We start from the raw sequence: 24665 nt of genomic DNA, 5'->3' as shown, positions 1-24665 counted from the left end.
GGGATGAATAGCAGCAATGATCTGATCCTCTATACCACCGACGATGGCGAGTCCCAACTTGTACTACGTGAGCTAGGAGGTCAGGTATGGCTAACCCAGCAGGAGATCGCCGAGCTCTATCAGACCACCAAACAAAATATCAGTTTGCATGTTCAGAACATTCTGGATGAGGGCGAGCTTGTTCAAAATCTAACCGTCAAGGAAGACTTGACAGTTAAAACTGAGGGAGCGCGTCAAGTCAGGCGGCGACTGCAACTCTATGCCCTGCCGATGATCGTCGCTATCGGCTATCGGGTACGCTCGACTAGAGGCACCCAATTCCGCCAATGGGCTACACGAACACTTGGTGAATACCTCACCAAGGGGTTCGCCATGGATGACGAGCGCCTTAAGGATCCCAAGTGGGATTACTTCGATGAACTGCTCGAGCGCATCCGCGACATACGTTCATCGGAGAAGCGCTTCTATCAGAAGGTTCGTGACCTGTTCACCTTGGCAGAAGATTATCGAGCCAGCGAGCAAGAGACCCAGTTGCTGTTTGCCGAGGTACAAAACAAGCTGTTTTATGCCGTCACGGGCCACACCGCCGCCGAGCTGATCGTTCTGCGCGCCGATCCGGGGCAACCCAATATGAATCTCCGCAGTTTTGCCGGGAAACGGGTACGTAAGGCCGATGTCGTCATAGCGAAAAACTACCTGCAGGGAGAGGAGCTGGAGCAGTTGAATAGGCTGGTCAGCATGTTCTTCGACTTTGCCGAATTCCGGGCCAAAAGCAGACAACACCTGCGCATCAAAGAGTGGCGTGACTACCTCGACAAGTTTATGACCTTCAATGAGCAACCGCTGCTGGCTAATGCTGGTCAGGTCAGCCGCAAGCAGATGGAACAAATCGCCTATGAGCGATACGAAGCATTTGACCGTCAGCGCAAGCAGCAAGAAGCCATAGCCGAAGATCAAAAAGAACTGCGTGAGTTGGAACAGCTCGCCGAGCGTATGAGCAAGCAACACAAGGACAGGCCATGACTCACCCCGTGCCAAAATTCCAGGAAGAGTTCAGCGCCAAGATCCCGGCCCTGACCCTGCTGACCCAGCTGGGCTGGACTTTTCTGCCCCCCAAGCAGGCGCTGGCAGCCCGTAACAATAAATATGACCAGGTCGTGCTGAGCCAGATTCTGCGCGAGGAGCTGAGCAAGCGCGCCTTTGTGTATGCTGGCAAGAGGTATCCGCTCTCGGCCAAGTCGGTCGATAATCTGGTGAGTGAGCTGTGTACTCCAGCGCTTAACGAAGGGCTGATGACCGCCAATGAACGGATCTATAACCATTTGCTCTATGGCATGTCGGTCACCGAATTCATTGACGGCAAGAAGGTGAACCCGACCATTGCCCTGATCGACTGGCATCACCCGCACAATAACCGCTTCACCTTTACCGAAGAGTTTCACGTCACCCGAGCCAGTGGTATAGAGTCGCGTCGCCCCGATATCGTCTGCTTCGTCAATGGCCTGCCATTGGCGGTGATCGAGGCGAAACGCCCGGATAGCAACGCCAAGAAGGGACCTACCATCAAGGAGGGGATCTCCCAGACTATTCGCAACCAGCTACACGGTGAGATCCCGCTGTTGTTCGCCTATAGCCAGTTGCTGCTTTCCATCAGCGGTATCGAAGGACGCTATGGCACCTGCGGCACACCGGAAAAATTCTGGGCAGCCTGGCGTGAAGAGGACATAAGCGACGCGCAGATGGCCGAGATCAAGAATCGGCCGATTCCCCAAGATACCCTCTCGACACTATTTGATCATCGTCCACCGGCCACACTGGATTGGTACCAGACCCTATTGGCCGCAGGCGAGTTGGCGGTGACGGACCAGGATCGGCTGCTTATCAGCCTGCTGTCACCAGATCGGCTGCTGGAGATGACCCGTCTGTTTACCGTGTTTGACAAGAAGGCCGGCAAGATAGTGGCCCGCTATCAGCAGGTGTTCGGCATCAAGCGACTGATCGAGCGGATCAGCCACAAGCGCCCTGATGGCGGCCGCCAAGGCGGGGTGATCTGGCACACCACAGGATCAGGCAAGTCGTTCACCATGGTCTTCCTGAGCAAGGCGATGATCTTGCATGATGCGCTTAAAGCGTGCCGCATCATTGTCGTGACCGACCGGGTGGATCTCGAAAGCCAGCTCAGCAAGACCTTCTCATCCAGTGGTGAACTGGCTGGCAAGAAGGACAAGGACGCGGCGATGGCCACCTCGGGCAAGCGACTGGCCGAGCAAATTGGCAAGGGTACCGAGCGCATCATTTTCTCGCTGATCCAGAAGTTCAACACTGCCACCAAATTACCTGAGTGCGTCAACAAGAGCCCGGACCTCATCGTGCTGATTGATGAGGGGCACCGTAGCCAGGGGGGCGAAAACAACATTCGCATGCAACTGGCCCTGCCCAATGCCGCCTTTGTGGCCTTTACCGGCACTCCGCTGCTGAAAAACGACAAAACGACCAACAAGTTTGGCCCCATCCTGCACGCTTACACCATGCAGCGAGCCGTTGAGGACAAGGCGGTCACCCCCCTGCTCTATGAAGAACGCATCCCGGATCTCGATGTGAACGACAGGGCGATTGATGCCGGTTTTAACCGCATTTCAACCAAGCTGACCGAGGAGCAAAAGGCTGACCTGAAGCGCAAATACACGCGCAAAGGCGAGCTCTACAAAGCCGATGACCGGCTCCAGCTTATCGCTCGCGACATAGCCGAACACTTCGACAAGAACATTCCGGAAGGGCTGAAAGGTCAGCTCGCCTGCGACAGTAAGTCTTCCGCCATCAAGTACAAGCAATATCTCGATGAGGTTGGCTTGTTCGAATCCGCCATTGTTATCAGCTCCCCCGATAGCCGGGAGGGCAATACCGATGTTGATGAATCAACCCTCCCTCTGGTCGTGCAGTGGTGGAAAGATAACGTGGGTAGCCAGGATGAGCAGCTCTACACCAAGCAGATTATCGAACGCTTCGCCGACAAGGATGATCCGCTCAAGCTCTTGATCGTGGTAGACAAGTTACTGACCGGTTTCGATGAGCCCAAGAATACGGTGCTTTACATCGACAAACCCTTAAAGGAGCACAACCTGATCCAGGCCATCGCCCGGGTCAACCGGCTGCACCCGGACAAAGAGTTTGGCTTGCTCATCGACTACCGCGGCATTCTCTCGGAGCTAGATACCACTATCGCCAAGTATCAGGATCTCGCCTCACGCACTCAGGGTGGCTACGACCTTGACGACATCGCCGGCCTCTACAACCAGATGAGCTCTGAATACAAGCGCCTGCCACAGCTCTACAAGGACCTGTGGAACATCTTTGCTGGGGTAAAGAACAAGCAGGACATAGAGCAACTGCGCCAGGTGCTGGTACCCCGAATGGAAGAGGTAGAGGGAGAACTGGTGGATGTGCATATCAAGGTGCGTGAAGACTTCTATGAGGCACTCTCCCGCTTTGCCAGTTGCCTGAAAGTAGCTCTACAGTCAGCCTCGTTCTTCGAGGACACCGCCTTTACCGAAGCGGATCGCCGCCATTACAAAGAGACGCTGCAACAGTTCTCCAGCCTGCGGCAAACCGTGCAACAGGATGCAGGTGAACGAGTCGACTACGACGAGTATGCCCAGCAGGTGAAAATGCTGCTCGACAAGCATGTGGTTGGTGTCGAGGTCAAAGAGCCCGGTGGTGTGTATGAAGTCGGCAAGATGGGACTGCAAAAACCGCCGGAAGAGTGGAGCAAAGAGAAGACCCGCAACGAGACTGACATCATAAAGACTCGCGCCACGCGCATGATTGAGCAGGATCTCAGGGATGACCCTTATGCTCAGGAGTCTTTCTCAACCTTGTTGCGCCTCGCCATTGAAGAGGCGGAAAAACTGTTTGATCACCCTCTCAAGCAGTACATGCTGTTCCGCGAGTTTGAAGAGCAGGTACAGGAACGCCGCCTGAACGATATGCCTGATGCGTTTGGCACTAACCGCCATGCTCAGGCCTACTTCGGTGTATTCAAAAAGAACCTTCCACAACTGTTTGACAGCCAGGATGCTCAGGTTGAAGAAAAGTGGGTCAAACTCGCTTTCGAGATCGACCGGTTGGTTGATGCCTCGGTCGCCGAACACTCTATCAACCCGCAAAATATTGAGGCCGATATTCGCAAGAAGCTGCTGCCATTGCTGTTCACCGAGTGCAAGGCCATCGGCTGTGGCATGGATCAAGCCAAGCGCATGGTGGAAATGGTCGTGCAGATTACCCGAGTTGGTCACAGTGGGATGTAACTGCAGATGAGTACCTCCGGCAACATGGCCAATAGACTCCAGCACTTTTCCTATGGCGGCGAGCTCATCCGGTTCGAACGGCTCACCAGACCCAAGGCCGGCAAACTGCTGATCAAGGTACATCCTGACTGCCGGGTTGAAGTGATGGCCCCGCCGCAAACGCCAGATGAAGAGGTGCTTGCGGCGGTAAAAAAACGTGCCCGCTGGATCTACGAACAGTTGCGTGACTTTCGTCAGCAGTTGGAACATGTTACGCCACGCCGTTATGTCAGTGGCGAGAGTCACCTTTATCTCGGCAAGCAATACCTGCTCAAGGTCATCGTTGCACCAAGCAGTGTGCAAGGGGTCAAACTGCTGCGAGGCAAGCTGGAAGTATCCGTCAGGCAGCCAGGACCCGAGACAGTGAAGGCTCAACTGACCCAATGGTATAGAACCCGCGCCAGAGAGCTTTTCGCCAAACGTCTCGATGCCATGCTGGAACAAGCCTTGTGGGTTGTGGATCGCCCTCCGCTACGCCTGCTGAATATGCAAACCCAATGGGGAAGCTGTTCACCCAATGGCCGGATCACACTCAATCCTCATCTGGTAAAAGCACCCAGAGAGTGCATTGATTACGTCATCCTCCACGAGCTTTGCCACCTTGCCGAGCACAACCACAGCGAGCGATTCTGGCGCTTGCTCAGTCAGGTGATGCCAACCTGGGAGAAGACCAAGCTGCTGCTCGATGGGATGGCCCACCGACTGCTGATATCCTGAAATATGAGGGGAAAAATTCCAGATAGATAGGAATCCGCCCCCATCAATTCCAGCACACCAAGGTCCATCATCCCTTCAAATAAGACGACCAACATTCCAGAGCGAAAAACAGCACGAACATTCCAGATAGATGGGAAAGCCCCTATCCAGATTCCAGGGGCTCGTTCTGAAGCGACATTCCACTATCTGGAATATCCTCACCAAGATTCCAGATAGATAGTTATGTGGAAAGGAATTGGACAGAGATTGGCCGGGAATGAGGGCGCTGATTCCACTGGTCAATAAGCCACTGGATTCCAGTACTCCAACTTTGTCACGAACTAACAAAGTCAACATTTTCAATAAGTTGATTGAACACCAAGGCCTTCAGTGACATGCTGAAATTATGTTCAGTGGTGGAGTAACACGATGGATGCGTTCAGTTGGGGGATGGTAGGCTTGCTGGCCTTCTTCACGCTTGTCTTCGTGTGGAGCCTGTATAGCTACAAGACCCATGCAAAAGAGCGGCACCATGAAACCGATCGCTGATATCGCCCTCATGGCGGTGGTAGTGCTGGGCTTGATGGCACTGGGCAACACGCTGTTTGCTTGGCTGCTGATCTGCCTGCCGCTGGTGTATTGGTGCTGGCCAATACTGGCATGGGCTACCAGGCGGCCTATCACGGCCAGGCTGCTGTTACTGGCTCTTGCCGCCCTCACCTGCTGGCACTGGCCCGCCGGGCTGTTCACAGCGCTGAGCATCTCGCTTGTCTGGACAGCGAAAACCCTCAAGGCAACCCCACGCCCTCAGCGCAAGGGTGGGCCGGTCATCAAAAATTACTACTTCTGGAACTGACTGCGCGCCTCCTTGGCCACACTGGCGATAAGGTGCCGAGAGCAGCCAAGCATCTCCTGAATTGCTGAATAGCTGTGGCCTGTCACCAACAGCCTGGCGATGTGCTGACGCTTCTTCTCATCCTTCTGCCTACCACGGTATTTCCCCTCCTCTTTGGCTTTGACAATGCCTTGCTGTTGCCGACGCCGCCTGTCGTCGTAGTCCTTGCGGGCCACGGCGGCCAGCATATCCAACAGCATTCCGTTGACGGCCTGCAAGATGGCGCTGGTGAACTCGGAGCCGCTTTCACCCTGTAATGCCACCCAGGAGGTTGGCAGCTCGGGGGAGACGATGGCCAGTTGCTTCTCCGCCAAGCGCGCCTTCAACGTCTGCCAGTCGCCCTGGTTCAAACGGGCAAGGCGGTCAATCTGTTCCACCAGAACAATGTCTCGGGGCCCGGCATCGCGGATAAGCCGCATCAGCTCGGGCCGGGCCAGCGTAGCCCCGGATTCGTTCTCAACATAAAAAGAGGCGATCTGGTGGCCATGCTCCCTGGCAAAGGTCACCAACTGCTCCTTGGCGCGCTCAGCGTCTTGATCGGCAGTGGAGGCTCGCAGATAAGCGCGAATGAACATCGATGTCACCCTTAAGTCTGTTTTAAATAGTTCCTTAACATTAGTGCATTTTAAATGGTTCCAAAATAGTTTTTTTCCACCCGAGATGCAGTTCCTATTAGGTATACCTTTTTAGAACCACCACATGACGATCGAAACACGACCTTTCGATAGCCTTCTGATCTGACAGAACAAACTTTAAGTGTGATCCGTCATCACAAAGTTGCTTTTGAGTTGTATTTGAGTATTTAAGCGATGTTGCTCACCATTCCTGATCTGCTGAATGGGATGCTAAAGGAGGAAATCTACAGAAGCTGGGCTTTGAGGTGAGTCATCTTTTCGACTCACCGAACAAGCCAGCAGCCAAGCGCAGCGCGGCAGTTCTTTACCCCATGGCTTGGTAATCTCCCCGCCTGCTGTTCTCTTACCCGCTATAGGGGATAAATGTTAAATACCGCCTATGGCGTGTAAATGATACTTACCCTCTACAGCAGGTAAATATTGATATATCTGTCATAGCGTGTAAATTGGAAGAAGGCACGCTACCAGGTTGTCGAATCATGAAAGTAACCAGCGCCAAGCAGCTGAGCGCCTGTATCAAGGATGCCAGGCTTTCTCAAAAGCTCTCTCAAGGCAAAGTGGCCGAGAAAGTGGGGATTAGGCAAGACACAGTCTCCAGCTTCGAGCTCAATCCTGAGTCCACCAAGCTGGAGACCCTGTTCAAGATCCTCGCGGCACTCGAATTGTCACTGGACATCAAACCCCGCAATGAGTCATCCGATAGTCCGGCATCGGGCTGGAAGGAGGAGTGGTAATGGCCAATCTGGCTGTCTATATGAACGGCTATCGGGTAGGCACATTCACCAAAACTACCAGCGGCGCCCATCAATTTCAGTACCATGAGTCATGGCTAGCACAACCGGGCAACCGTCCGCTCTCACTCTCCATGCCATTGCGCCATCAGCCCTACCGGGGCGATGAAGCCTATAACTTCTTTGATAACCTGCTGCCAGATAATGCAGAGGTGAGGAACAGGGTTGTTGCACGCTATCAAGCGGAATCAACCCAGCCCTTCGATCTGCTCAGTTGCATTGGTCAGGATAGCGTAGGGGCATTACAGCTGGTTACCGAAGGACACGATGTTCCAGATGTCAGGCGAATCGACTACAAGGCCCTTTCCGATGACGAGCTCGAGCAGATCCTGACCAGCTACAAATCAGGAATCCCTTTGGGGATGGTCAGGGAGCAAGAGGAGTTCCGGATCTCTATCGCCGGGGCACAAGAAAAGACTGCGCTGCTCTATCTCGATGGCCGTTGGTACTTGCCACTCAACGCAACGCCGACAACCCACATAATCAAACTCCCTATCGGCAAGATTGAAAGCCACTCCTACTCGATAGACCTCTCCCAGAGCGTAGAAAACGAATATCTCTGCATTCTGATTGCCAAGGAGTTTGGTCTACCCGTACCTCACTGCTTCATGATGCAGGTTGGCCAGGTCAAAGCACTGGCTGTGGAACGCTTCGACAGACGTTACGCTGCCGATCGCAGTTGGATCATGCGTCTTCCCCAAGAAGATTTCTGTCAGGTATTGAATGTTCCGTCAGCACGGAAATACGAGAGCCATGGAGGACCAGGGATCACTGACATCATGAAAACCTTGCTGGGCTCTGCGACACCAGAACAGGATCGCTACCTGTTCATGAAATCTCAGGTCCTGTTCTGGCTGCTGGCGGCCACCGATGGCCATGCAAAGAACTTCTCGGTCTTTATTGAACCGGAAGGGCGTTTTCGCCTGACCCCTTTTTACGACATCCTATCTGTCTATCCAGTGTTTGGCGGCCGAGGCCTCAACCGAAGGGACGCCAAGCTCGCTATGGGCCTAGCAAGCAGCAAGGGAAAGAAATACGCCATTGAGCAGATATTCCCGCGTCATTTCTTCCAAACGGCGAAAGCTGTGGGATTTGAGCGTTCTGCTATGGAAGAGATCCTGACAGAACTGGCCAACTCCGTTGATGATGTTATTGAGCGTGTTACCCAGCAATTGCCAGCGGGCTTCCCCGATGCCATCAGCAGCACCATTCTAGAGGGCCTAAAAGCCCGCTCAGCCAGGCTGATAAAGGGCTGGGATTAAATTGGCGGTATGTGGGATGATTGCACGGTTAGCCAAACCACCTATGGGAAGTTTGCACGGTTCGAAGAGTAAAAGCGGCTTTCCAGGCACCGGACGGTGCTATGGTCGGTGCAAAATATGTTCAAAACTCACCTAAAAAGCGGTTTTGAATGCGTGTAGTAGCATCGCGTTGATTCATATGGGAAGGCTGCACGATCGAGAATGGACTATATGGGAACGCTGCACGATAGCAGAAACCCGTGAGCGGCCTCTCAATATGCTGTTTTAGTTACTTTTACCCCAAGCGGCCCCCGAAAAGTAACTAACATATTGAAGATAATAGATTATTTACATTCTGCATCGGCAAGTGAGCATCAGAGACTAAAAAGCCCGGGATATTCCCGGGCTTTTTTTATTTGGCTCCCGCTAAATCCGGCGCAGGCACCCCATGAAGTAGGCGCCACCGATCAGGGTGGCCACCAACCCGGCCGGCAACTCCATGGGAAAGAGCCACTGCTGGCCGGCCCAGTCGGCCAGCACCATCAGCAGGGCGCCGCCCAATCCAGCCCCGAGCAGCTGATCGCGAGCCCGCACCAGCCCCAACATGCGAGCCAGGTGTGGCGCCAGCAAGCCGACAAAGGAGACGGGGCCGATCACCAGGGTGGCCAGCGCCGTCCCTACCGCCACCAGCAATAGCAAGCAGAGCTGAGCCCGCCGCAAATTGACCCCGAGGGCCGCCGCAGCCGCCTGGCCGAGCGGTAGCAGATCGAGCCAGCACACCAGCAACAGGGCAAGCGCCAGCAGCAACAGGGCCACCAGCACCAGCCCCGTCGCCACCGGCGCCGTCACGTAGTAGGTGGAGCCGGCGATCCAGTTCAGCAACTGCTGCACCCGCGGATCCCCATTGGCCATCACCACACTCTGTAATGGCTCCAGCATGGCGGTGATGGCCAGCCCTGAGAGCAGCACCCGCTCCGGCTGAAAACCGCTGCGCCGGTTGATACCGACCAGCAGCAGCAGGGTCAACAGAGCGCCCACCACCCCACACAGCAGCCACAGCGGCAACGGCAGCATCGGCAACAACAACGCCGCCAGCAGCAGCCCCATGACGGTGCCACCACTCACCCCAAGCAGCTCAGGGCTGGCCATGGGGTTACGGCTGATGCGCTGTAGCAAGGTGCCGCACAGGGCCAACAGCAATCCAACGGCCGCCGCCGCCAGCAACCGCGGCAACCGCCACTCCAGCTGGCTAGACCACAGCTCGCCCGGCAACCAGCGCCACCCCATGGCCCCCTGCCCCCATGCCAGGGCCAGCGGCATTACCAGCAGCAGAGCCAGCAACAACTGCCACAACAGGCGAGCAGGCATCGGATGGCGGCGAGCCGGGGCGCTGGCAACCTTGCTCGGAGGCGGTTTGCGCAGCACCAGGCGCGGGATCAGCCAAAGCAACATGGGAGCGCCGAGCAGCCCCGTCATGGCGCCAGTCGGCAACAGCATGCTGGTCAAACCGGCCAGCAGTTGCAGCAATTGATCGGTGGCGCTCAGCAGCAAACTGCCGAGTAGGCCCGACCAGAGCAGGCGCTGGGTGAAGCTACGCACACCGAGCAGGCGCACCAGCGCCGGCGCAGCCAGCCCGATAAAGCCGATCACCCCGGCTACGCTGACCACGCTGGCGGTGAGAAACACCCCCAGCGCGATGGCCGCCAGACGCAGCGGACGCAGTGGCAGCCCCAGGCTGCGGGCGCTGGCCTCGTCCAGATCGAGCAGGGCCAGCGGGCGCAGCAGCAACAGCGCCACCCCCAGCGCCGGCAGCAGATAGCACAGCAGCCGGGCCACGCCTCCCCAACCATCCTGAGTCAGGGCGCCGCTGCCCCACACCAGCAAGCCCTTGAGTTCCTCCTGGTGAAACAGCATCAGGGCCGAGCTGATGGCCCCCACATAGAGGCTCACCACAAGGCCGGCGAAGACGATCACCAGCGGGGTCAGGCTGCGTCGCCAGGTGAGCAGGTACACCAGCCCCATGGCAGCGCCGCCGCCGGCCAATGCCACCCCTTCGCGTACCACCAGCAGGGCGGGGGCATACAAGGTCGCCAGCAATAGCGCCAGTTGGGCGCCGGCACTCACCCCGAGCGTGGTCGGCGAAGCGAGCGGATTGCGCAGCACCTGCTGCAACAAGAGACCGGCCAGGCCGAGGGCCGCCCCCGCCAGCAGGCAGAGCGCCAGCCGTGGCAGCCAGGAAAAATGCAGCACCAGCTGGCCCGGTTGATCCGGGGCCGGGGCCAGCAGCCCCTGCCACCAGAGGCTCATCGGCAACTGCTGGTCAAGAGAGCACAACGCCAGCAGCAGAGTCAGACCAAGCAGGCCGGCACACAGGGGCGCAGCAGGATAACGATGCACGCTCATGCGCCCTCCCCGGTCAGCGTCAACAGCAGCTGGTCGGCAAAGCGCCTGGCCGACAGCACGCCGCCAAAACTCCACACAGGGGGCAGCTGCAGCGGCGCATGGTCACGCAGCAGCGGCAGTGTCTGCCACAGCGCCGACTCCGCCAGCCGCTCTTGCACCCCGAGCGGCACCGGCTCGATGACCACCAGCTGCGCCTCCCGCAGGGGAGCCAGCTGGTCGATGCCGATAGCGGCAAAGCCCCAGTAGTTGACCTCTCCCTGCCAGGCATTGCGCAGGCCCAGCTTGCCGAGCAGCGACTGGTACAGGCTGTGCTGGCCGAACACCCGCACGTGGCGCTCGTCGATAAACTGCACCAGCAGCAGCGGCGGTGTCGTGGCCGGTACCCTGCCCGCCAGCGTGGTCAGGTGCTGCTCCAACTCAGCGAGCAGGGCCTCCCCCTCGGGGCGCCGCCCGACCAGATCGGCGATGGTCAGGGTCGCCTGGCGCAGCTGCGCCCAGTAATCCCCTTGCGGGTCATAGATGGGGATGGAGCGCACCGGCGCAATGCGCGAAAGCGTCGGCGCAAGGGGCGCCGCCAGCGGCGAGATGAGGATGAGATCGGGGGCCAGCTCGGCCAGCAGCTCGCGGTTGGGCTGGGCACGCAGGCCAATGTCGACCACAGTGGACGGCATCACCGGCTGCTCGACCCAGGCGCGATAGGCAACCAGATCTCCCATCGCCAGCGGTGGGGTGCCGAGCGCCAGCAGGGTCTCCCCTATGGTCCAGTCAACCGTGGCGATGCGCGGGGCCGCCACAGTGGACAGCGGCAACAGGGCGGCCAGCAGCCAGCGTCGGGCAATTTGCTTCATGGCACCCCTCATACGATGGCGATCGGGTAAGCGGACTGCGGATGGGGGATCACCCGCATCGGCAGGCCATAGATGGCCTTCAGGGTCTCTTCGCGCATCAATTCGCCCGGCGTGTCCTGGGTCAGCACCCGGCCGCCATGCAGGGCCACCAGCTCGTCGCAGTAGCGGGCGGCCATGTTGATGTCGTGGATCACCACGATGACCCCAAGCCCAAGCTGACGGCTGAGATCGTGCACCAGGCTCATCACCTCGACCTGATGCGCCACATCGAGGGCGGCCAGCGGTTCGTCAAGCAGGATGAAGCGGCTCTCCTGGGCCAGCAGCATGGCCAGCCAGACCCGCTGGCGCTCACCGCCGGAGAGGGTGTCGACCAGCCGATCGGCGAATGCCTCGGTGTGGGTCAGGGCAATGGCGCGCGCCACCTGCGCCTTGTCTTCGTTGCGGGTGCGGCCGAACAGGCCACGCCATGGGAAGCGGCCAAACCCGATCAGCTCGCGGCCAAGCAGGTTGTCGGCAGGCGGCAAGTGCTGGGGCAGATAGGCCACCCGGCGGGCGAAGGGGCGCGCTTCCCACTCGCGCAGCGAACGGCCGTCGAGCAGAATGTCGCCACTGCAGAAAGGCTGCTGGCGAGCCAGCAGCTTGAGCAGGGTCGACTTGCCCGAGCCGTTGTGGCCGATGAGGCCATAGACCCGTCCTTCATCGAAGCGAAGGGTGGTCGGTTGCAGCAGGGGTTTGCCATCGATGGCAAACCCGGCGCCGTTCATCTCAAACATGGCTTCCCCCGCTGTGGCGCAGATCGAGGCGGGCCACCACGTCATGGCTGGCGCAGGCCCGCTCCTGCGCATCCAGTTCATGCAACTGGCCGGCTCGCATCTCGAGCAGCCGATCGGCCAGGTGGAAGTAGTGATCGTCGTGGCTGATGGCGATCACCGTCTTGCCCATCTCTTTGAGGCGCGGCAGCAGCACCTGGTAGAAGATGCGGCGGAACTGGGGATCCTGATCCGCGGCCCACTCGTCAAACAGCAGGATGTCGCGCCGCTCGGCGATGGCCAGCAGCAGAGCCACCCGCTTGCGCTGCCCCTGAGAGAGCTGGATGTCGGTAATGCGCTCCCCCTCCAGTTGCAACTTGTGGCCCATCTCGAGCCGCGCCACCCACTCATCGAGCAGGGCCGGATCGACCCCTTGTGGCCCGAGCAGGCGGTCGAACAGGTGAAAGTCGGTGAAGATGGCGGAGAAGAGGCCGCGATAGGCGTGCCAGTCATCGACCTCCTGCTCATCGAGCAGCAGGCGGCCTGCGCTCGGACGATGCAGGCCGGTGAGCAGCATGGCCAGGGTCGATTTGCCCGAGCCGTTGCCCCCGATGAGGAAGATAAGCTCGCCACGGCGCACGGTGAAATCGACCGGCCCCACCGTAAATCCCCCCTGATAACCGAAGCTCACCCCCTCCAGCGTCAGGCGCTGCCAGGGACGGGGGGCCTGCCCGGCAAAGTGCTCGCTGTGCTCGGCCAGCGCCAGCGCGGCCAGCTTGTCAAAAGCAACCTGGGCCGCCACCAGGGTCGGCAGGGCGCCGATCGCCTGTAATAAAGGGGTTCGCAAAAACAGCAGGGTCAGCGCAAAAGTGGAGGCCACAGCGCCGTCGGCCCAGCCGAGGCCATTGGCGAGGAAGAACGAGAGGCCGATGGCCCCCAGCATCATGATATTCGACCAGTTGATGGCGCTCAGGTGATAGGTGTCGGCACGGATCACGTGGTGGCGGTAATCGAGTGCGTTGGGCTGGTACTGCTCCGCATAGAGGCATTGGGCCCGCTGGCGGTTGAGCATCAGCTCACGGCTCCCCTCGATCATCGCCTGATAGTCCTGATAGAGGCGATCCTCGGCGCCGCGCATCCGGTGCAGGTGGGCGTAGACCCGCTGCACCAGCAGCCAGCCGACGACCATGGTCAGAGTGACCCACAGCGCCGTCACCAGCAGCATGCCGGGCGAGAGCCAAGCCAGATAGGCGCAGGCCCCCAGGGTCAGCACCGATCCCTGCACCAGCTCGGGCAGGCGCACGAAGGCCAGGGTGATGCTGCGAATATCGCTGGAGAGCGACGCGAGCAGAGGTGCGCTGCCGATCGTGCGCAGTTGCTGCACATCGGTGTCGAGCAGCTGTTTGAGCAAGCGGCCACGCAGGGCATAAACGAAGTGATGGCCCAGGGTGGTCAGAGCCAGCTGGCTGCCCAGGGTCAGCACCAGCAGCAGAACGATGAGGCCAAGCAGCTGGGCCAGCACCCACAGTGGCTCCCCCACCGGCGTGATGAGGCGTTGGTTGATGAAGGCGATCACCCCGATGCCGAGCAGGGCACTCAGCAGGCTGAGCAGGGTGATGGCCAGAAAGGGCCAGCGATAGTGGCGATAGACCAGAGCAAGCAGTTTCATGTGTGTCACGTATAACAGGGGAGAAGGCCGCCCGCAGGCGGCCTCTTTGGCTTACCAGCGATAGTTGATGGAGCCGATGACGCTGCGCTCCTCGCCGTAGTAGCAGTAGTAATCGCAGCTGGCGATATAGGTTTCACCCAGCAGGTTGGTCACGTTGAGCTGGGCCCGCCAGTGCTTGTCGATGTCATACCCGATCATCGCATCCCAGACGGTGTTGGCCGGCACCTTGGCCGACCCATAGATGGGGTTGTAGGCCGCATCCACGGCGCCGATACCGACGCTCGATCCGGTGTAACGCACCCCAGATCCCACCTCAAGACCGGAAGCCGGGCCCGCCTGCACCTTGTAGTTCCCCCAGAAGGAGGCCTGGTGGCGCGGGATCATGCTGGCCCTGCGCTCCCCCTCCCCGCTGTCGTTGGTCTTGGCATCGGTGTAGGTGTAGGCCGCCGTCAGGCGCAGCCCCTCGGTGGCCTGCACGCTGCCCTCCAGCTCGACGCCGCGCGAGGTGACCTTGCCGGCCTGAGTCTGTTGACCGGAGCCGGTGGCCACCAGCGAGTTGGTCTGCTCGAGATCGAACAGGGCCAGGTTGACATAGCCATCCATGAAACGCGGTGTGTACTTGATGCCGGTCTCGTAGAGCTTGCCCTTGAGCGGCTTGTAGGCGTTCTTGGTGTTGGGGTCCATCCCCGCCAGCACCTCGAACGACTCGGCGTAGGTCAGGTAGGGTGACAGACCGTTATCGGCCAGATACATGATGCTGCCGGAAAGAGAAAGCTCGTCATCATACTGGTTCTCGTTCTTGGCCAGTTTCTCGCTGCGGTTGTGGGTCTCCACATAGTCGTAGCGCCCCCCCGCCGTCAGCAACCAGCGATCATCCCAGCGGATCTGATGCTGTGCATAGAGGCCACTCTGCTCCTTGCGGCTCTTCTGATAGGTGGCCGTGGCCGGATCGAAGCCGGGGAAAGCGGAGTAGTCCGGCTGCTGGGTATCGATGGCCCCCATGCCGAAACTGTCGGCCTCGACGCCGTCGTTGCCATGGCTCTGCAAATCGACCCCGAGCAGCAGGGTCTGCTCGGTACGCTCGCCGCTCCAGTAGCCGATCATCTGGTTGTCGAGCAGCACGCTCTTGGTCTTGCCGTCACGATAGATAAGGCCGCGGTAAGCCGTCGTGCAGTCATAAGCCGGGAAGATATAGGTGCTGCGCAGCAGCAGATCGTTGTAGTTGAAGCGGGCGTTCTGCTTGAACTCCCAGGTGTCATTGAGCTGGTGGCTGAACTCATAACCGGCCGAGATCTGGGTGTTGCGGTTGCGATCGTAATCCGGCTGACCCAGATTGGTGCTGGGATCGATCTCGCCCGGCGCCTTGTTGATGGTGCCATAGACAGGGAAGAAGCCATTGGTCGGCACCCCCTCATCGTGTTTGATGCTGGCCAGCAGGGTCAAGGCGCTGCGATCGGAAAGATCCAGCGTGACGCTCGGCGCCAGGTAGAGGCGCTCATTCTCGCTGCCATCCAGCACCCCATCGCGCTTGCTGTAGAGCGCCACCATGCGGTAGCGGCTCTGGTCGGTCAGCGCATCGGAGACATCCACCCCGATCTGGCGGTGATCCCGGTTGCCCAGTTGCAGATCCAGCTCACCCCGAGGCTTGGCGGTGGGGCGCTTGGCGATGGCATTGATCACCCCGCCCGGGGGCGCCTCACCATAGAGGATCGAGGCCGGCCCCTTGAGCAGTTCGACACTCTCGAGACCGAACGGCTCCAGCGTCCACACATAGTAGCCGGTGCTGAACAGGCGATTACCATCGAGATAGTTGGCCGCATCGAAGCCGCGCACCTTGAACCAGTCCGTGTCATTGTCCGAGCCATAGGCCTGGGAGAGTACGCCGGAGCGGTAACGCAGCGCCTCATCGAGCTTTTGTACCGCGTGCTGATCCAGCTCTTCACGGTTGACCACCGATACCGAACGGGCGGTCTCGGCCATGGGCACCTCGACCTTCATGGCTGTGCCGGTCACGATCATGGTCTCAGCCGGCTCGAGCTGGAGCGCCGGAGATTCACTAGCCAGAACCAAGGGAGCGGCCGCCGTCAGGGAGAGCCCCCACAGCACGGCCCGGCAGACGGGGGAAGGAGTAACGTTCATACGAGCATCTCGGTTGCTGTTGTTATGGTGTGCAAGGCGATCAGACGCCCGCAATCAAGCGGGTAAATGCTACAACAGCACAAGGCTCGAATCGATTATTTAATTGCCAATCATTTGCATTTAGATTGATGAAAAACAAAAATGTTATCTTCCCCACCCGATCCGGCCATGGATCGCTTCACGGATCTTGTCCCCACCCTTTATCCATATTTATCCACATGAGTTGGGGGTAGAATCGGCCACTTGCTTGTTCAACCAGGATCTTTGCAATGGCACACATTCATATCGTGATCGGCTCCATGCTGGGTGCCGCCGAGTACGTGGCGGAGCATGTGGCTGCCCTGCTGGAGCAGGCGGATCATCGAGCCACTGAACACAATCCGGCGCGCCTCGACGAGGTGCTGGCCGACCCTGACGCTATCTTGCTGGTGGTGACATCGACCCACGGCGCCGGTGACGTGCCCGACAACCTGCAACCCTTCTATCAGGATCTTTGTGCTAAAAAACCGGATCTTAGCGGTCGCCGCTATGGCGTTATCGCGCTCGGTGACAGTAATTACGACACCTTCTGCGCCGCCGGCAAGGCACTGGATCAGCAACTGACCGCATGCGGAGCCAGCCGGATTGGAACGCGCCTGGAGATCGATGTGACCCGTTACGAGATCCCGGAAGACGCCGCCGAGATCTGGATCCGCGACTGGATACCCCTGATCGGATGATCAGTAGTACGGGATCGCCCCTTTCCGGCGTTCCCGTCTTTCCTTTGCGCAAAATGACTGTCCACCTAGTTATCAACAGATCCGCTTTAGATCAGTTTCCCTAATCTTACCCACAACGACACCCACAACTGTGAATAACTACACTTAGATCCTCTTTAAAACCTATAGTTATCCAATGTACTACTTTTGGCCTGGCGGAGGCTTGTGTATAAATACCCGAGTTGTCCCCTGCCATCCACCCCTAGGATCCAAGCTTTTCCACAGTTGATGATCGTGCTTAAGATAATGATCTTTCTGATCAAAAAGTGCTTATCAACAGATCTCGTCGGATCTAATAAAAGATCCAATAAAAGATCGATCTAAAGATCCTTAAGATCTACTAAGCGGATCCTGGATCTATATTGGACGTTAAGTAGACGTTCCCCTCCCGACCGTAAACAGATAGAATGTCCCGCCTTTTTAAGCAGGCAAACAGCGATCTTCTGGCGTGCAGATCAAGGTGATCCAGATGCAATACCACGAACAATTTGATGTGATCGTCGTCGGCGGCGGTCATGCCGGTACTGAAGCGGCCACAGCAGCAGCCCGCATGGGCATGAATACCCTGTTGTTGACCCATAACATCGATACCCTGGGACACATGTCGTGCAACCCGGCGATCGGTGGAATCGGCAAAGGACACCTGGTCAAGGAAATTGACGCTCTGGGCGGGATCATGGCGCAAGCCATCGATCTGGGCGGGATCCAATTCCGTACGCTCAACTCCTCTAAAGGACCTGCGGTACGAGCCACTCGCGCCCAGGCTGATCGCCTGCTCTACAAGGCGGCGGTACGCCAGATGCTGGAGAACCAGCCGAACCTGAAGATCTTCCAGCAGGCCTGTGACGATCTCATCATGGACGGTGATGCCGTCGTGGGGGTGATCACCCAGACCGGGCTTCGTTTCACCGCCAAGGCGGTGGTGCTGACCGTGGGGACCTTCCTCAACGGCTTGATCCACGTGGGAATGGAGAATTACCGCGGTGGCCGAGCCGGGGATCCCCCCTCGATCGCCCTGGCTCAGCGCCTGCGTGAATTGCCGCTGCGCATCAACCGTCTGAAAACGGGAACACCACCGCGTATCGATGCCCGCAGCGTCGACTTCTCGGTGATGCAGCCACAACCGGGCGATACGCCAACCCCGGTTTTCTCTTTCATCGGCGATGCCAGCCAGCATCCGCGGCAGATCCCCTGTTTCGTGACTCACACCAACGAACAGACCCACGAGGTGATCCGCAATAATCTGGATCGCAGCCCCATGTACGCCGGGGTGATCGAGGGGATTGGCCCGCGTTACTGTCCTTCGATCGAGGACAAGATCACTCGCTTTGCTGACAAGACGTCACACCAGATCTTCGTCGAGCCCGAAGGGCTGACGACCCACGAACTCTATCCGAACGGCATCTCCACCAGCCTGCCGTTCGATGTGCAGGTGCAGATCGTTCGTTCGATCCGTGGCTTCGAGAATGCCCACATCACCCGCCCTGGCTACGCCATCGAGTACGACTTCTTCGATCCTCGGGATCTCAAGGCCAACATGGAGAGCAAGTTCGTGCCGAACCTGTTCTTTGCCGGTCAGATCAACGGCACCACCGGCTACGAAGAGGCCGGTGCCCAAGGGTTGCTGGCGGGCCTCAATGCCGCACTGCGTGCCCAGGAGAAGGATCCCTGGCATCCGCGCAGGGATCAGGCCTACATGGGGGTGATGATGGACGATCTCTCCACGCTGGGAACCCGTGAGCCCTATCGCATGTTCACCAGCCGTGCCGAATATCGCCTGCTGCTGCGTGAAGACAACGCTGATCTGCGTCTGACGCCGGCCGGCCGCGAACTCGGCTTGGTTGATGATGATCGTTGGGCCAAGTTCAACCAGAAGCTGGAATTGATCGAGCAGGAGCGGCAGCGCTTACGCAGCATCTGGGTCAATCCGCAGCACGCCTCGCTGGAGGCCATCAATGCACTGGTCAACACGCCGCTGACTCGCGAGCACTCCCTGGAGGAGCTGATCCGCCGTCCGGAGGTGACCTACAGCAGCCTGATGGCGATCGAAGGGGTGGGCCCGGCGCTGGAGCATGCCCAGGCGGCCGAACAGGTGGAGATCCAGATCAAGTACGCCGGCTACATAGAACGTCAGCAGGATGAGGTCGAGAAGCAGCTGCGCAATGAGCACACCCTGCTGCCGCTGGATCTCGACTACCGCGACGTCAACAGCCTCTCCAACGAAGTGATCGCCAAGCTGAACGATGCCAAGCCGCAGACCATTGGTCAGGCTTCACGCATCTCCGGGGTTACCCCGGCGGCCATTTCGATCCTGCTGGTTCATCTGAAAAAACACGGTCTGCTGCGTAAGACCGCTTGAGGAATCCCATGCTGGAAAGACTGAACGGCCTGCTTGCGCAGGCCGGTATTGTTATTACCGATCAGCAGAAGACCCAACTGGTTCAGTTGGTTGAGTTGCTGCACAAGTGGAACAAAGCTTACAATCTCACCTCGGTGCGTGAACCGCAGGAGATGTTGGTCAAGCACATCATGGACAGCTTGGTGGTCAGTCAGCACCTGCACGGTGAGCGTTTCATCGATGTAGGCACCGGACCCGGCCTGCCTGGTCTGCCACTTGCCATCATCAATCCCGACAAACAGTTCGTTCTGCTCGATAGCCTGGGCAAGCGGATCCGCTTCATCCGCCAGGTGATCCTGGAGTTGGGGTTGACCAATGTGACGCCGGTACAGTCCCGGGTTGAGGAGTTTCGACCCGAACAAGGTTTTGATGGGGTGCTGAGCCGGGCATTTGCCTCTCTGGAGGACATGCTGACTTGGTGTCGTCACCTGCCCGCCGCCGACGGCCGTTTTCTCGCGTTAAAGGGGATCTATCCCGCCGAGGAGCTGGCCCATTTGCCGGAAGGTATCTCTCTGCTCGCTTCCCATACCCTGGTGGTGCCGGAGCTGGAGGGAGAGCGCCATCTACTGGAGTTGAATATCACCCGGCCCGACTAGCGGGCACAGAATCGAGTTAGGGGAAAGCGTGGGAAAAGTCATCGCCATTGCCAACCAGAAGGGTGGAGTTGGAAAGACCACCACCTGTGTCAATCTGGCCGCCTCTATGGCGGCCACCAAGCGCAAGGTGCTGGTGATCGATCTGGATCCACAGGGCAACGCCACCATGGGCAGTGGTGTCGACAAGTACGATGTCGATCGCACTGCCTATGAGCTGCTGGTTGAAGAGACCCCGATCGGTGAGGTGATCATCACCGAAACCTCCGGCGGTTATCACCTGATTGCTGCCAACGCGGACGTAACCGCCGCCGAGATCCGCCTGATGGAGTTCTTCGCCCGCGAGATCCGCCTGCGCAACGCACTGACTCCGGTGCGCGACAAGTACGACTACATCTTCATCGACTGCCCTCCCTCACTCAACATGCTGACGGTCAACGCCATGGCGGCCGCCGATTCGGTGCTGGTGCCCATGCAGTGCGAGTACTATGCCCTGGAGGGGCTTACCGCCCTGGTCGATACCATCAGCAAGCTGGCGGCCGTGGTTAATCCTGCCCTGCACATCGAGGGGGTGCTGCGTACTATGTACGATCACCGCAACCGCCTCGCCAATGATGTGTCCGATCAGCTGAAACAGCATTTTGGCGACAAGGTCTATCGCACCATCATCCCGCGCAACGTGCGGCTGGCCGAGGCGCCCAGCTTCGGCGCCCCCGCCATGCACTACGACAAGAGTTCGGTAGGGGCCAAGGCTTACCTGGCGCTGGCGGGCGAGATGCTGCGCCGCCGTGAGCAGGAGCGCCAGGCCGCCATCACAGAAAGAGAATCCCTATGACCCCGAAGAAACGCGGCCTCGGCAAGGGCCTCGACGCCCTGCTCAGCACCAGCACGGCTGCCCGTCAGAAACAGGTTCAGAGCGAGCTGCGTACCGAACAGGCGATGCAGCCCACCCCCCAGGGGGAGCTGCGCAAGCTGCCTGTCGAGTGGCTGCGCTCCGGCAAGTATCAGCCGCGTAAGGACATGTCCCAGGAGGCGCTCGAGGAGCTGGCTAGCTCGATCCGTGCCCAAGGCGTGATCCAGCCCATCGTCGTGCGTACGCTGGGGGAGCAGAGTTTTGAGATCATTGCCGGTGAGCGGCGCTGGCGTGCCGCCCAGTTGGCTCGTCTCGAGGTGGTGCCCTGCCTGGTCAAAGAGGTGGCCGACGACGCCGCGGTCGCTATTGCCCTGATTGAGAACATTCAGCGCGAGGATCTCAATGCCATCGAGGAGTCGGTGGCACTGCAACGGCTAATGACGGAGTTTGAGCTGACCCACCAGCAGGTGGCCGACGCGGTCGGCAAGTCGCGCACCACGGTGACTAACCTGCTGCGCTTGAATCAACTGAACGATGACGTGAAGCGCCTGGTGGAGCATGGGGATCTCGACATGGGCCACGCCCGTGCCCTGCTGGCTCTCAGTGGCGAGGCACAATCCGAGCTGGCCCGTGCCGTGGTACAGAAAGGGCTCACGGTGCGTGAGACCGAGCGGCTGGTACAGAAGAGCCAGGAGCCGGCCAAACCCAAGCCGGAAGCGGAACGCGACCCGCAACTGGGCTTTCTGGAGCGCCGGCTGGCCGAAGTGGTTGGCAATCAGGTGTTAATTCAGCCGGGTAAGAAGGATAGCGGTAAGTTAGTAATTAGTTACAGTGACTTGGCGGAATTGGACAAGATATTGGGCCATTTTGGCCTGTCTGAATCGTGATTTTTGCGCTTTTTGTAGTAATAAAACATGCATTACTTTGCATCTGAAAGGATACTGAATAACGGGTCAAAGGCCGCAAAAAATAAGGATTTGCGCCGTGTTGCAATAGCTTATTGCAAGGGTATAATTTGACCGGCTTTAATGGCTGTAAACGCGGGGTCTTCGGATCCCAATTTTTTACAGTTCTGTAATCTTCGGGAGTCTTCTGGTGAAGCATAGTCGAGTCACGGGTGGTCTGGCACTGGCCTTAGCTCTGATGGTTTGTCAGTTGGTCCTGATCCTCGCCATCGCTACTGTCTGGTTTCTGCTGGATGGTGAGGTGGCGGGTCGCTCTGCCCTCTTAGGAGGCGGGGCATTCTGGGTCCCTCAATGCCTTTTCAGTGTCTGGGTCATGCGCCGCAAGGTGGATAAGCACAGCGCGGGACTGGTGCTGTGGGACTTTTATGGTGGGGCAGGGATTAAGCTCATAACAACAACAGGACTCTTTGCCCTGATGTTTGGCAGTGGAATGGAAATCAGTTTCGCTCCCTTCTTCTGCGCTTACTTCCTCGCTCTTGTTGTACAGTGGATGGCTTCATTCACTCTTAACAACCACTACTAGGAAACCTCATGGCTGCAACCGGAGAAGTCCTGACCACTCAGGAATATATCTCCCACCACCTGCATCACCTGCAAGTGGGCTCTGGGTTCTGGACGGTCAATATCGACTCCATGATATTTTCCGTCGCTCTCGGCGTTTTGTTTATCTGGTTGTTCCGCAGGGTCGCCGTCAAGGCTACCAGCGGTGTACCCGGTAAGCTGCAGTGCTTCGTCGAGATGCTGGTCGAGTTCGTGAATGGTAGTGTCAAGGATATCTTCCATGGTCGTAACCCGGTGATCGCACCGCTGGCGCTGACCGTGTTCGTCTGGATTTTCCTGATGAACTTCATGGATCTGATTCCTGTCGACTTTATCCCTCACGCTGCCGTGATGATGGGTGTTCCTTATCTGCGCGTGGTTCCCTCTGCTGACGTTAACATCACCATGTCCATGGCCTTGGGCGTGTTCTTCTTGATCCTGTACTACAGCATCAAGGTCAAGGGTGTGGGCGGTTTTGTGAAGGAGCTGACTATGCAGCCCTTCAACCATCCGGCCTTTATCCCGGTTAACTTCATCCTGGAAACCGTCACGCTGATATCCAAGCCTGTTTCTCTGGGTCTGCGTCTTTTCGGCAACATGTATGCTGGCGAATTGATCTTCATCCTGATTGCAGGTTTGTTGCCCTGGTGGTCACAGTGGATTCTGTCTGTGCCCTGGGCCATCTTCCACATCCTGATCATTACGCTGCAGGCGTTCATCTTCATGGTGCTGACCATCGTCTATCTGTCGATGGCGCAACAGGATCATTGATGACGCAACCTGTTTTACCCCGTTAAACCATTAATAGTTAAAATAATTTTGGAGATCCTCATGGAAAACTTGAACATGGACCTGCTGTACATCGCTGCTGCTTTCATGATGGGCCTGGCTGCCATTGGCGCCTCCATCGGCATCGGTATCCTGGGTGGTAAGTTCCTGGAAGGTGCTGCCCGTCAGCCGGATCTGATCCCTGTTCTGCGTACCCAGTTCTTCATCGTCATGGGTCTGGTTGACGCGATTCCGATGATTGCTGTTGGTCTGGGTCTGTATGTGATGTTTGCGGTGGCCGGTTAAGTTCCGCCTCTACCCGACGCACAACCCATTAACTAACTTAAGAGGACTCAGGCTGTGAATATCAACGCCACCCTCCTCGGCCAAGCAATCGCTTTCTTCCTCTTCGTCGTGTTTTGCATGAAGTACGTATGGCCGCCGCTGATGGCTGCCATCGAAGCCCGTCAAAAAGTCATTGCTGACGGTCTCTCTTCTGCCGAGCGTGCCAAGAAAGATCTGGAACTGGCTCACGCCAACGTTTCCGATCGTTTGAAGGAAGCCAAGCTGCAGGCAGCTGAAATCATTGACCAGGCCAATAAGCGCAAGGCCCAGATCATCGATGAAGCCACCGTGGCTGCACAGGCCGAGCGGGAGAAAATCCTGGCTCAAGGCCGTGCCGAGATCGAAGCCGAAAGCCATCGTGCCAGAGAAGATCTGCGCAAGCAGGTTGCTGCCCTCGCCATCGCCGGCGCGGAGAAGATCCTGGAGCGTCACATCGACCAGGCTGCCAACAACGACATCGTCGACAAGCTGGTAGCTGAACTGTAACGGGAATGGGGCCATGTCTGAACTGACTACCATTGCTCGCCCCTACGCCAAGGCTGCTTTCGAGTTTGCCGTTGAGCACAAGGCGGTGGATCAGTGGCTGGGGATGCTGGAGTTTGCTGCCGAAGTGAGCAGAAACGACACCATCGCCTCCCTGATCAGCAGCGCCATGGCTGCCGACCAGCTGACAAATGTGTTTGTCGGTGTCTGCGGTGAGCAGCTCAACGAGCACGGCCAGAACCTGATCCGGGTGATGGCCGAGAATGGTCGCTTGGGTGTATTGCCGGCGGTGGTTGCCGAATTCCATCTGCTCAAGGCCGAACAGGAAAAAACTGTTCAGGCTGAGGTGGTATCGGCAACTGAGCTGACCGATCAGCAGAAAGCCAACATTCAGGCTTCTCTGGAGAAACGTCTCGCGCGCAACGTGAAGCTGAATTGCAGCATCGATGCGTCTTTGATGGCCGGAGTGCTCATCAAGGCCGGCGATCTGGTTATCGACGGTTCCCTCCGCGGTAAGTTGGATCGGATGGCTGACGCGCTGCAATCTTGATTG

22 protein-coding genes are annotated in these 24665 nt (G+C 58.2%); 16 read left to right on the top strand and 6 right to left on the bottom strand.

Annotated features, from left to right (window positions below; genetic code table 11):
• The first annotated feature begins 3 nt into the window (after positions 1-3).
• From BN1134_RS12895 to BN1134_RS12875, 4 genes are all read left to right on the top strand, one after another.
• On the top strand, positions 4-1023 hold the full coding sequence (locus tag BN1134_RS12895) for a virulence RhuM family protein (protein ID WP_042047690.1): 1020 nt from the start codon (positions 4-6) through the stop codon (positions 1021-1023).
• Positions 1020-4304, top strand: a complete 3285-nt coding sequence (locus tag BN1134_RS12890; RefSeq protein WP_042047689.1) for a type I restriction endonuclease subunit R — start codon at positions 1020-1022, stop codon at positions 4302-4304. The genes BN1134_RS12895 and BN1134_RS12890 overlap by 4 nt, the downstream gene beginning before the upstream one ends.
• A gap of 6 nt (positions 4305-4310) precedes the next feature.
• Complete coding sequence (locus tag BN1134_RS12885; RefSeq protein WP_232300643.1) at positions 4311-5060, top strand: M48 family metallopeptidase; 750 nt, start codon at positions 4311-4313, stop codon at positions 5058-5060.
• 511 nt (positions 5061-5571) lie between these two features.
• Entirely contained in the window at positions 5572-5895 is a 324-nt protein-coding gene (locus tag BN1134_RS12875) for a hypothetical protein (protein WP_042047687.1), read from the top strand.
• Here the strand turns inward: BN1134_RS12875 and BN1134_RS12870 are convergent.
• Positions 5880-6509 carry a recombinase family protein gene (locus BN1134_RS12870; protein ID WP_042047686.1) on the bottom strand — a complete coding sequence of 210 codons (630 nt, stop codon included), beginning with the start codon at positions 6507-6509 and terminating at the stop codon, positions 5880-5882. The two genes, BN1134_RS12875 and BN1134_RS12870, sit on opposite strands and share 16 nt — an antisense overlap.
• A 539-nt stretch (positions 6510-7048) precedes the next feature.
• Between BN1134_RS12870 and BN1134_RS12865 the strand changes: the two genes are divergently transcribed.
• Positions 7049-7303, top strand: coding sequence for a helix-turn-helix domain-containing protein (locus BN1134_RS12865; protein WP_042047685.1), 255 nt, complete (start codon positions 7049-7051; stop codon positions 7301-7303).
• Entirely contained in the window at positions 7303-8622 is a 1320-nt protein-coding gene (locus tag BN1134_RS12860) for a type II toxin-antitoxin system HipA family toxin (RefSeq protein ID WP_042047684.1), read from the top strand. The genes BN1134_RS12865 and BN1134_RS12860 overlap by 1 nt, the downstream gene beginning before the upstream one ends.
• Before the next feature lie 405 nt (positions 8623-9027).
• Here the strand turns inward: BN1134_RS12860 and fhuB are convergent, their stop codons facing one another.
• Genes fhuB through BN1134_RS12835 form a run of 5 tightly spaced genes read right to left on the bottom strand, consistent with a single transcriptional unit; the run spans position 9028 to position 16409 of the window.
• A complete protein-coding gene (gene fhuB, locus BN1134_RS12855; RefSeq protein ID WP_042047683.1) occupies positions 9028-11004 on the bottom strand; it encodes a Fe(3+)-hydroxamate ABC transporter permease FhuB in 1977 nt (658 codons plus the stop codon).
• The gene (locus BN1134_RS12850) at positions 11001-11852 is read right to left on the bottom strand and encodes an ABC transporter substrate-binding protein (RefSeq protein WP_042047682.1); all 852 of its coding nucleotides are present in this window, start codon (positions 11850-11852) and stop codon (positions 11001-11003) included. The genes fhuB and BN1134_RS12850 overlap by 4 nt, the downstream gene beginning before the upstream one ends.
• A gap of 8 nt (positions 11853-11860) precedes the next feature.
• A complete protein-coding gene (locus BN1134_RS12845) occupies positions 11861-12625 on the bottom strand; it encodes an ATP-binding cassette domain-containing protein (RefSeq protein ID WP_042047681.1) in 765 nt (254 codons plus the stop codon).
• Positions 12618-14270, bottom strand: coding sequence for a multidrug ABC transporter permease/ATP-binding protein (locus BN1134_RS12840; protein WP_042047679.1), 1653 nt, complete (start codon positions 14268-14270; stop codon positions 12618-12620). The genes BN1134_RS12845 and BN1134_RS12840 overlap by 8 nt, the downstream gene beginning before the upstream one ends.
• 51 nt (positions 14271-14321) lie before the next feature.
• Complete coding sequence (locus tag BN1134_RS12835; protein WP_042047678.1) at positions 14322-16409, bottom strand: TonB-dependent siderophore receptor; 2088 nt, start codon at positions 16407-16409, stop codon at positions 14322-14324.
• 269 nt (positions 16410-16678) lie between these two features.
• On the opposite strand from BN1134_RS12835, the gene mioC reads away from it, so the two are divergent.
• The 10 genes from mioC to atpH all read left to right on the top strand — a co-directional run bounded on the left by mioC (position 16679) and on the right by atpH (position 24662).
• A complete protein-coding gene (gene mioC, locus BN1134_RS12830) occupies positions 16679-17128 on the top strand; it encodes an FMN-binding protein MioC (protein WP_042047677.1) in 450 nt (149 codons plus the stop codon).
• A gap of 508 nt (positions 17129-17636) precedes the next feature.
• Positions 17637-19526, top strand: a complete 1890-nt coding sequence (gene mnmG, locus BN1134_RS12825; RefSeq protein WP_042047730.1) for a tRNA uridine-5-carboxymethylaminomethyl(34) synthesis enzyme MnmG — start codon at positions 17637-17639, stop codon at positions 19524-19526.
• An 8-nt stretch (positions 19527-19534) separates the two neighbouring features.
• Positions 19535-20161 carry a 16S rRNA (guanine(527)-N(7))-methyltransferase RsmG gene (gene rsmG / locus BN1134_RS12820; protein ID WP_042047676.1) on the top strand — a complete coding sequence of 209 codons (627 nt, stop codon included), beginning with the start codon at positions 19535-19537 and terminating at the stop codon, positions 20159-20161.
• 28 nt (positions 20162-20189) lie between these two features.
• Complete coding sequence (locus tag BN1134_RS12815; protein ID WP_042047675.1) at positions 20190-20993, top strand: ParA family protein; 804 nt, start codon at positions 20190-20192, stop codon at positions 20991-20993.
• A complete protein-coding gene (locus tag BN1134_RS12810) occupies positions 20990-21898 on the top strand; it encodes a ParB/RepB/Spo0J family partition protein (RefSeq protein WP_042047674.1) in 909 nt (302 codons plus the stop codon). Before BN1134_RS12815 ends, BN1134_RS12810 begins: the two co-directional genes overlap by 4 nt.
• Positions 21899-22088: 190 nt before the next feature.
• Entirely contained in the window at positions 22089-22499 is a 411-nt protein-coding gene (locus tag BN1134_RS12805) for an ATP synthase subunit I (protein WP_042047673.1), read from the top strand.
• Between the two features lie 8 nt (positions 22500-22507).
• Positions 22508-23287 (top strand): F0F1 ATP synthase subunit A, encoded by a 780-nt coding sequence (atpB, locus tag BN1134_RS12800; protein ID WP_042047672.1) that lies wholly within the window; start codon positions 22508-22510, stop codon positions 23285-23287.
• Positions 23288-23347: 60 nt separating this feature from the next.
• Entirely contained in the window at positions 23348-23590 is a 243-nt protein-coding gene (gene atpE / locus BN1134_RS12795; protein ID WP_042047671.1) for a F0F1 ATP synthase subunit C, read from the top strand.
• 54 nt (positions 23591-23644) lie between these two features.
• Positions 23645-24115, top strand: coding sequence for a F0F1 ATP synthase subunit B (gene atpF / locus BN1134_RS12790; protein ID WP_042047670.1), 471 nt, complete (start codon positions 23645-23647; stop codon positions 24113-24115).
• A 13-nt stretch (positions 24116-24128) separates the two neighbouring features.
• Positions 24129-24662: a F0F1 ATP synthase subunit delta gene (gene atpH / locus BN1134_RS12785; protein WP_042047669.1), complete on the top strand. Its 534-nt coding sequence runs from the start codon at positions 24129-24131 to the stop codon at positions 24660-24662.
• The last annotated feature ends 3 nt before the right edge of the window (positions 24663-24665 follow it).

Origin of the sequence: Aeromonas simiae (genome assembly GCF_000820125.1) — a bacterium.
Taxonomy (GTDB): Bacteria; Pseudomonadota; Gammaproteobacteria; order Enterobacterales; family Aeromonadaceae; genus Aeromonas; species Aeromonas simiae.
The sequence above is the reverse complement of the archived record's forward strand: the minus strand, read 5'-3'. Positions and strand labels throughout refer to the sequence as shown.

Bases quoted from the DNA above. Each gene is read 5' to 3' on its own strand.
- BN1134_RS12895 (WP_042047690.1), top strand. From the start codon at position 4: ATGAATAGCAGCAATGATCTGATCCTCTATACCACCGACGATGGCGAG.
- BN1134_RS12890 (WP_042047689.1), top strand. From the start codon at position 1,020: ATGACTCACCCCGTGCCAAAATTCCAGGAAGAGTTCAGCGCCAAGATC.
- BN1134_RS12885 (WP_232300643.1), top strand. From the start codon at position 4,311: ATGAGTACCTCCGGCAACATGGCCAATAGACTCCAGCACTTTTCCTAT.
- BN1134_RS12875 (WP_042047687.1), top strand. From the start codon at position 5,572: ATGAAACCGATCGCTGATATCGCCCTCATGGCGGTGGTAGTGCTGGGC.
- BN1134_RS12870 (WP_042047686.1), bottom strand. From the start codon at position 6,509: ATGTTCATTCGCGCTTATCTGCGAGCCTCCACTGCCGATCAAGACGCT.
- BN1134_RS12865 (WP_042047685.1), top strand. From the start codon at position 7,049: ATGAAAGTAACCAGCGCCAAGCAGCTGAGCGCCTGTATCAAGGATGCC.
- BN1134_RS12860 (WP_042047684.1), top strand. From the start codon at position 7,303: ATGGCCAATCTGGCTGTCTATATGAACGGCTATCGGGTAGGCACATTC.
- fhuB (WP_042047683.1), bottom strand. From the start codon at position 11,004: ATGAGCGTGCATCGTTATCCTGCTGCGCCCCTGTGTGCCGGCCTGCTT.
- BN1134_RS12850 (WP_042047682.1), bottom strand. From the start codon at position 11,852: ATGAAGCAAATTGCCCGACGCTGGCTGCTGGCCGCCCTGTTGCCGCTG.
- BN1134_RS12845 (WP_042047681.1), bottom strand. From the start codon at position 12,625: ATGTTTGAGATGAACGGCGCCGGGTTTGCCATCGATGGCAAACCCCTG.
- BN1134_RS12840 (WP_042047679.1), bottom strand. From the start codon at position 14,270: ATGAAACTGCTTGCTCTGGTCTATCGCCACTATCGCTGGCCCTTTCTG.
- BN1134_RS12835 (WP_042047678.1), bottom strand. From the start codon at position 16,409: ATGAACGTTACTCCTTCCCCCGTCTGCCGGGCCGTGCTGTGGGGGCTC.
- mioC (WP_042047677.1), top strand. From the start codon at position 16,679: ATGGCACACATTCATATCGTGATCGGCTCCATGCTGGGTGCCGCCGAG.
- mnmG (WP_042047730.1), top strand. From the start codon at position 17,637: ATGCAATACCACGAACAATTTGATGTGATCGTCGTCGGCGGCGGTCAT.
- rsmG (WP_042047676.1), top strand. From the start codon at position 19,535: ATGCTGGAAAGACTGAACGGCCTGCTTGCGCAGGCCGGTATTGTTATT.
- BN1134_RS12810 (WP_042047674.1), top strand. From the start codon at position 20,990: ATGACCCCGAAGAAACGCGGCCTCGGCAAGGGCCTCGACGCCCTGCTC.
- atpB (WP_042047672.1), top strand. From the start codon at position 22,508: ATGGCTGCAACCGGAGAAGTCCTGACCACTCAGGAATATATCTCCCAC.
- atpE (WP_042047671.1), top strand. From the start codon at position 23,348: ATGGAAAACTTGAACATGGACCTGCTGTACATCGCTGCTGCTTTCATG.
- atpH (WP_042047669.1), top strand. From the start codon at position 24,129: ATGTCTGAACTGACTACCATTGCTCGCCCCTACGCCAAGGCTGCTTTC.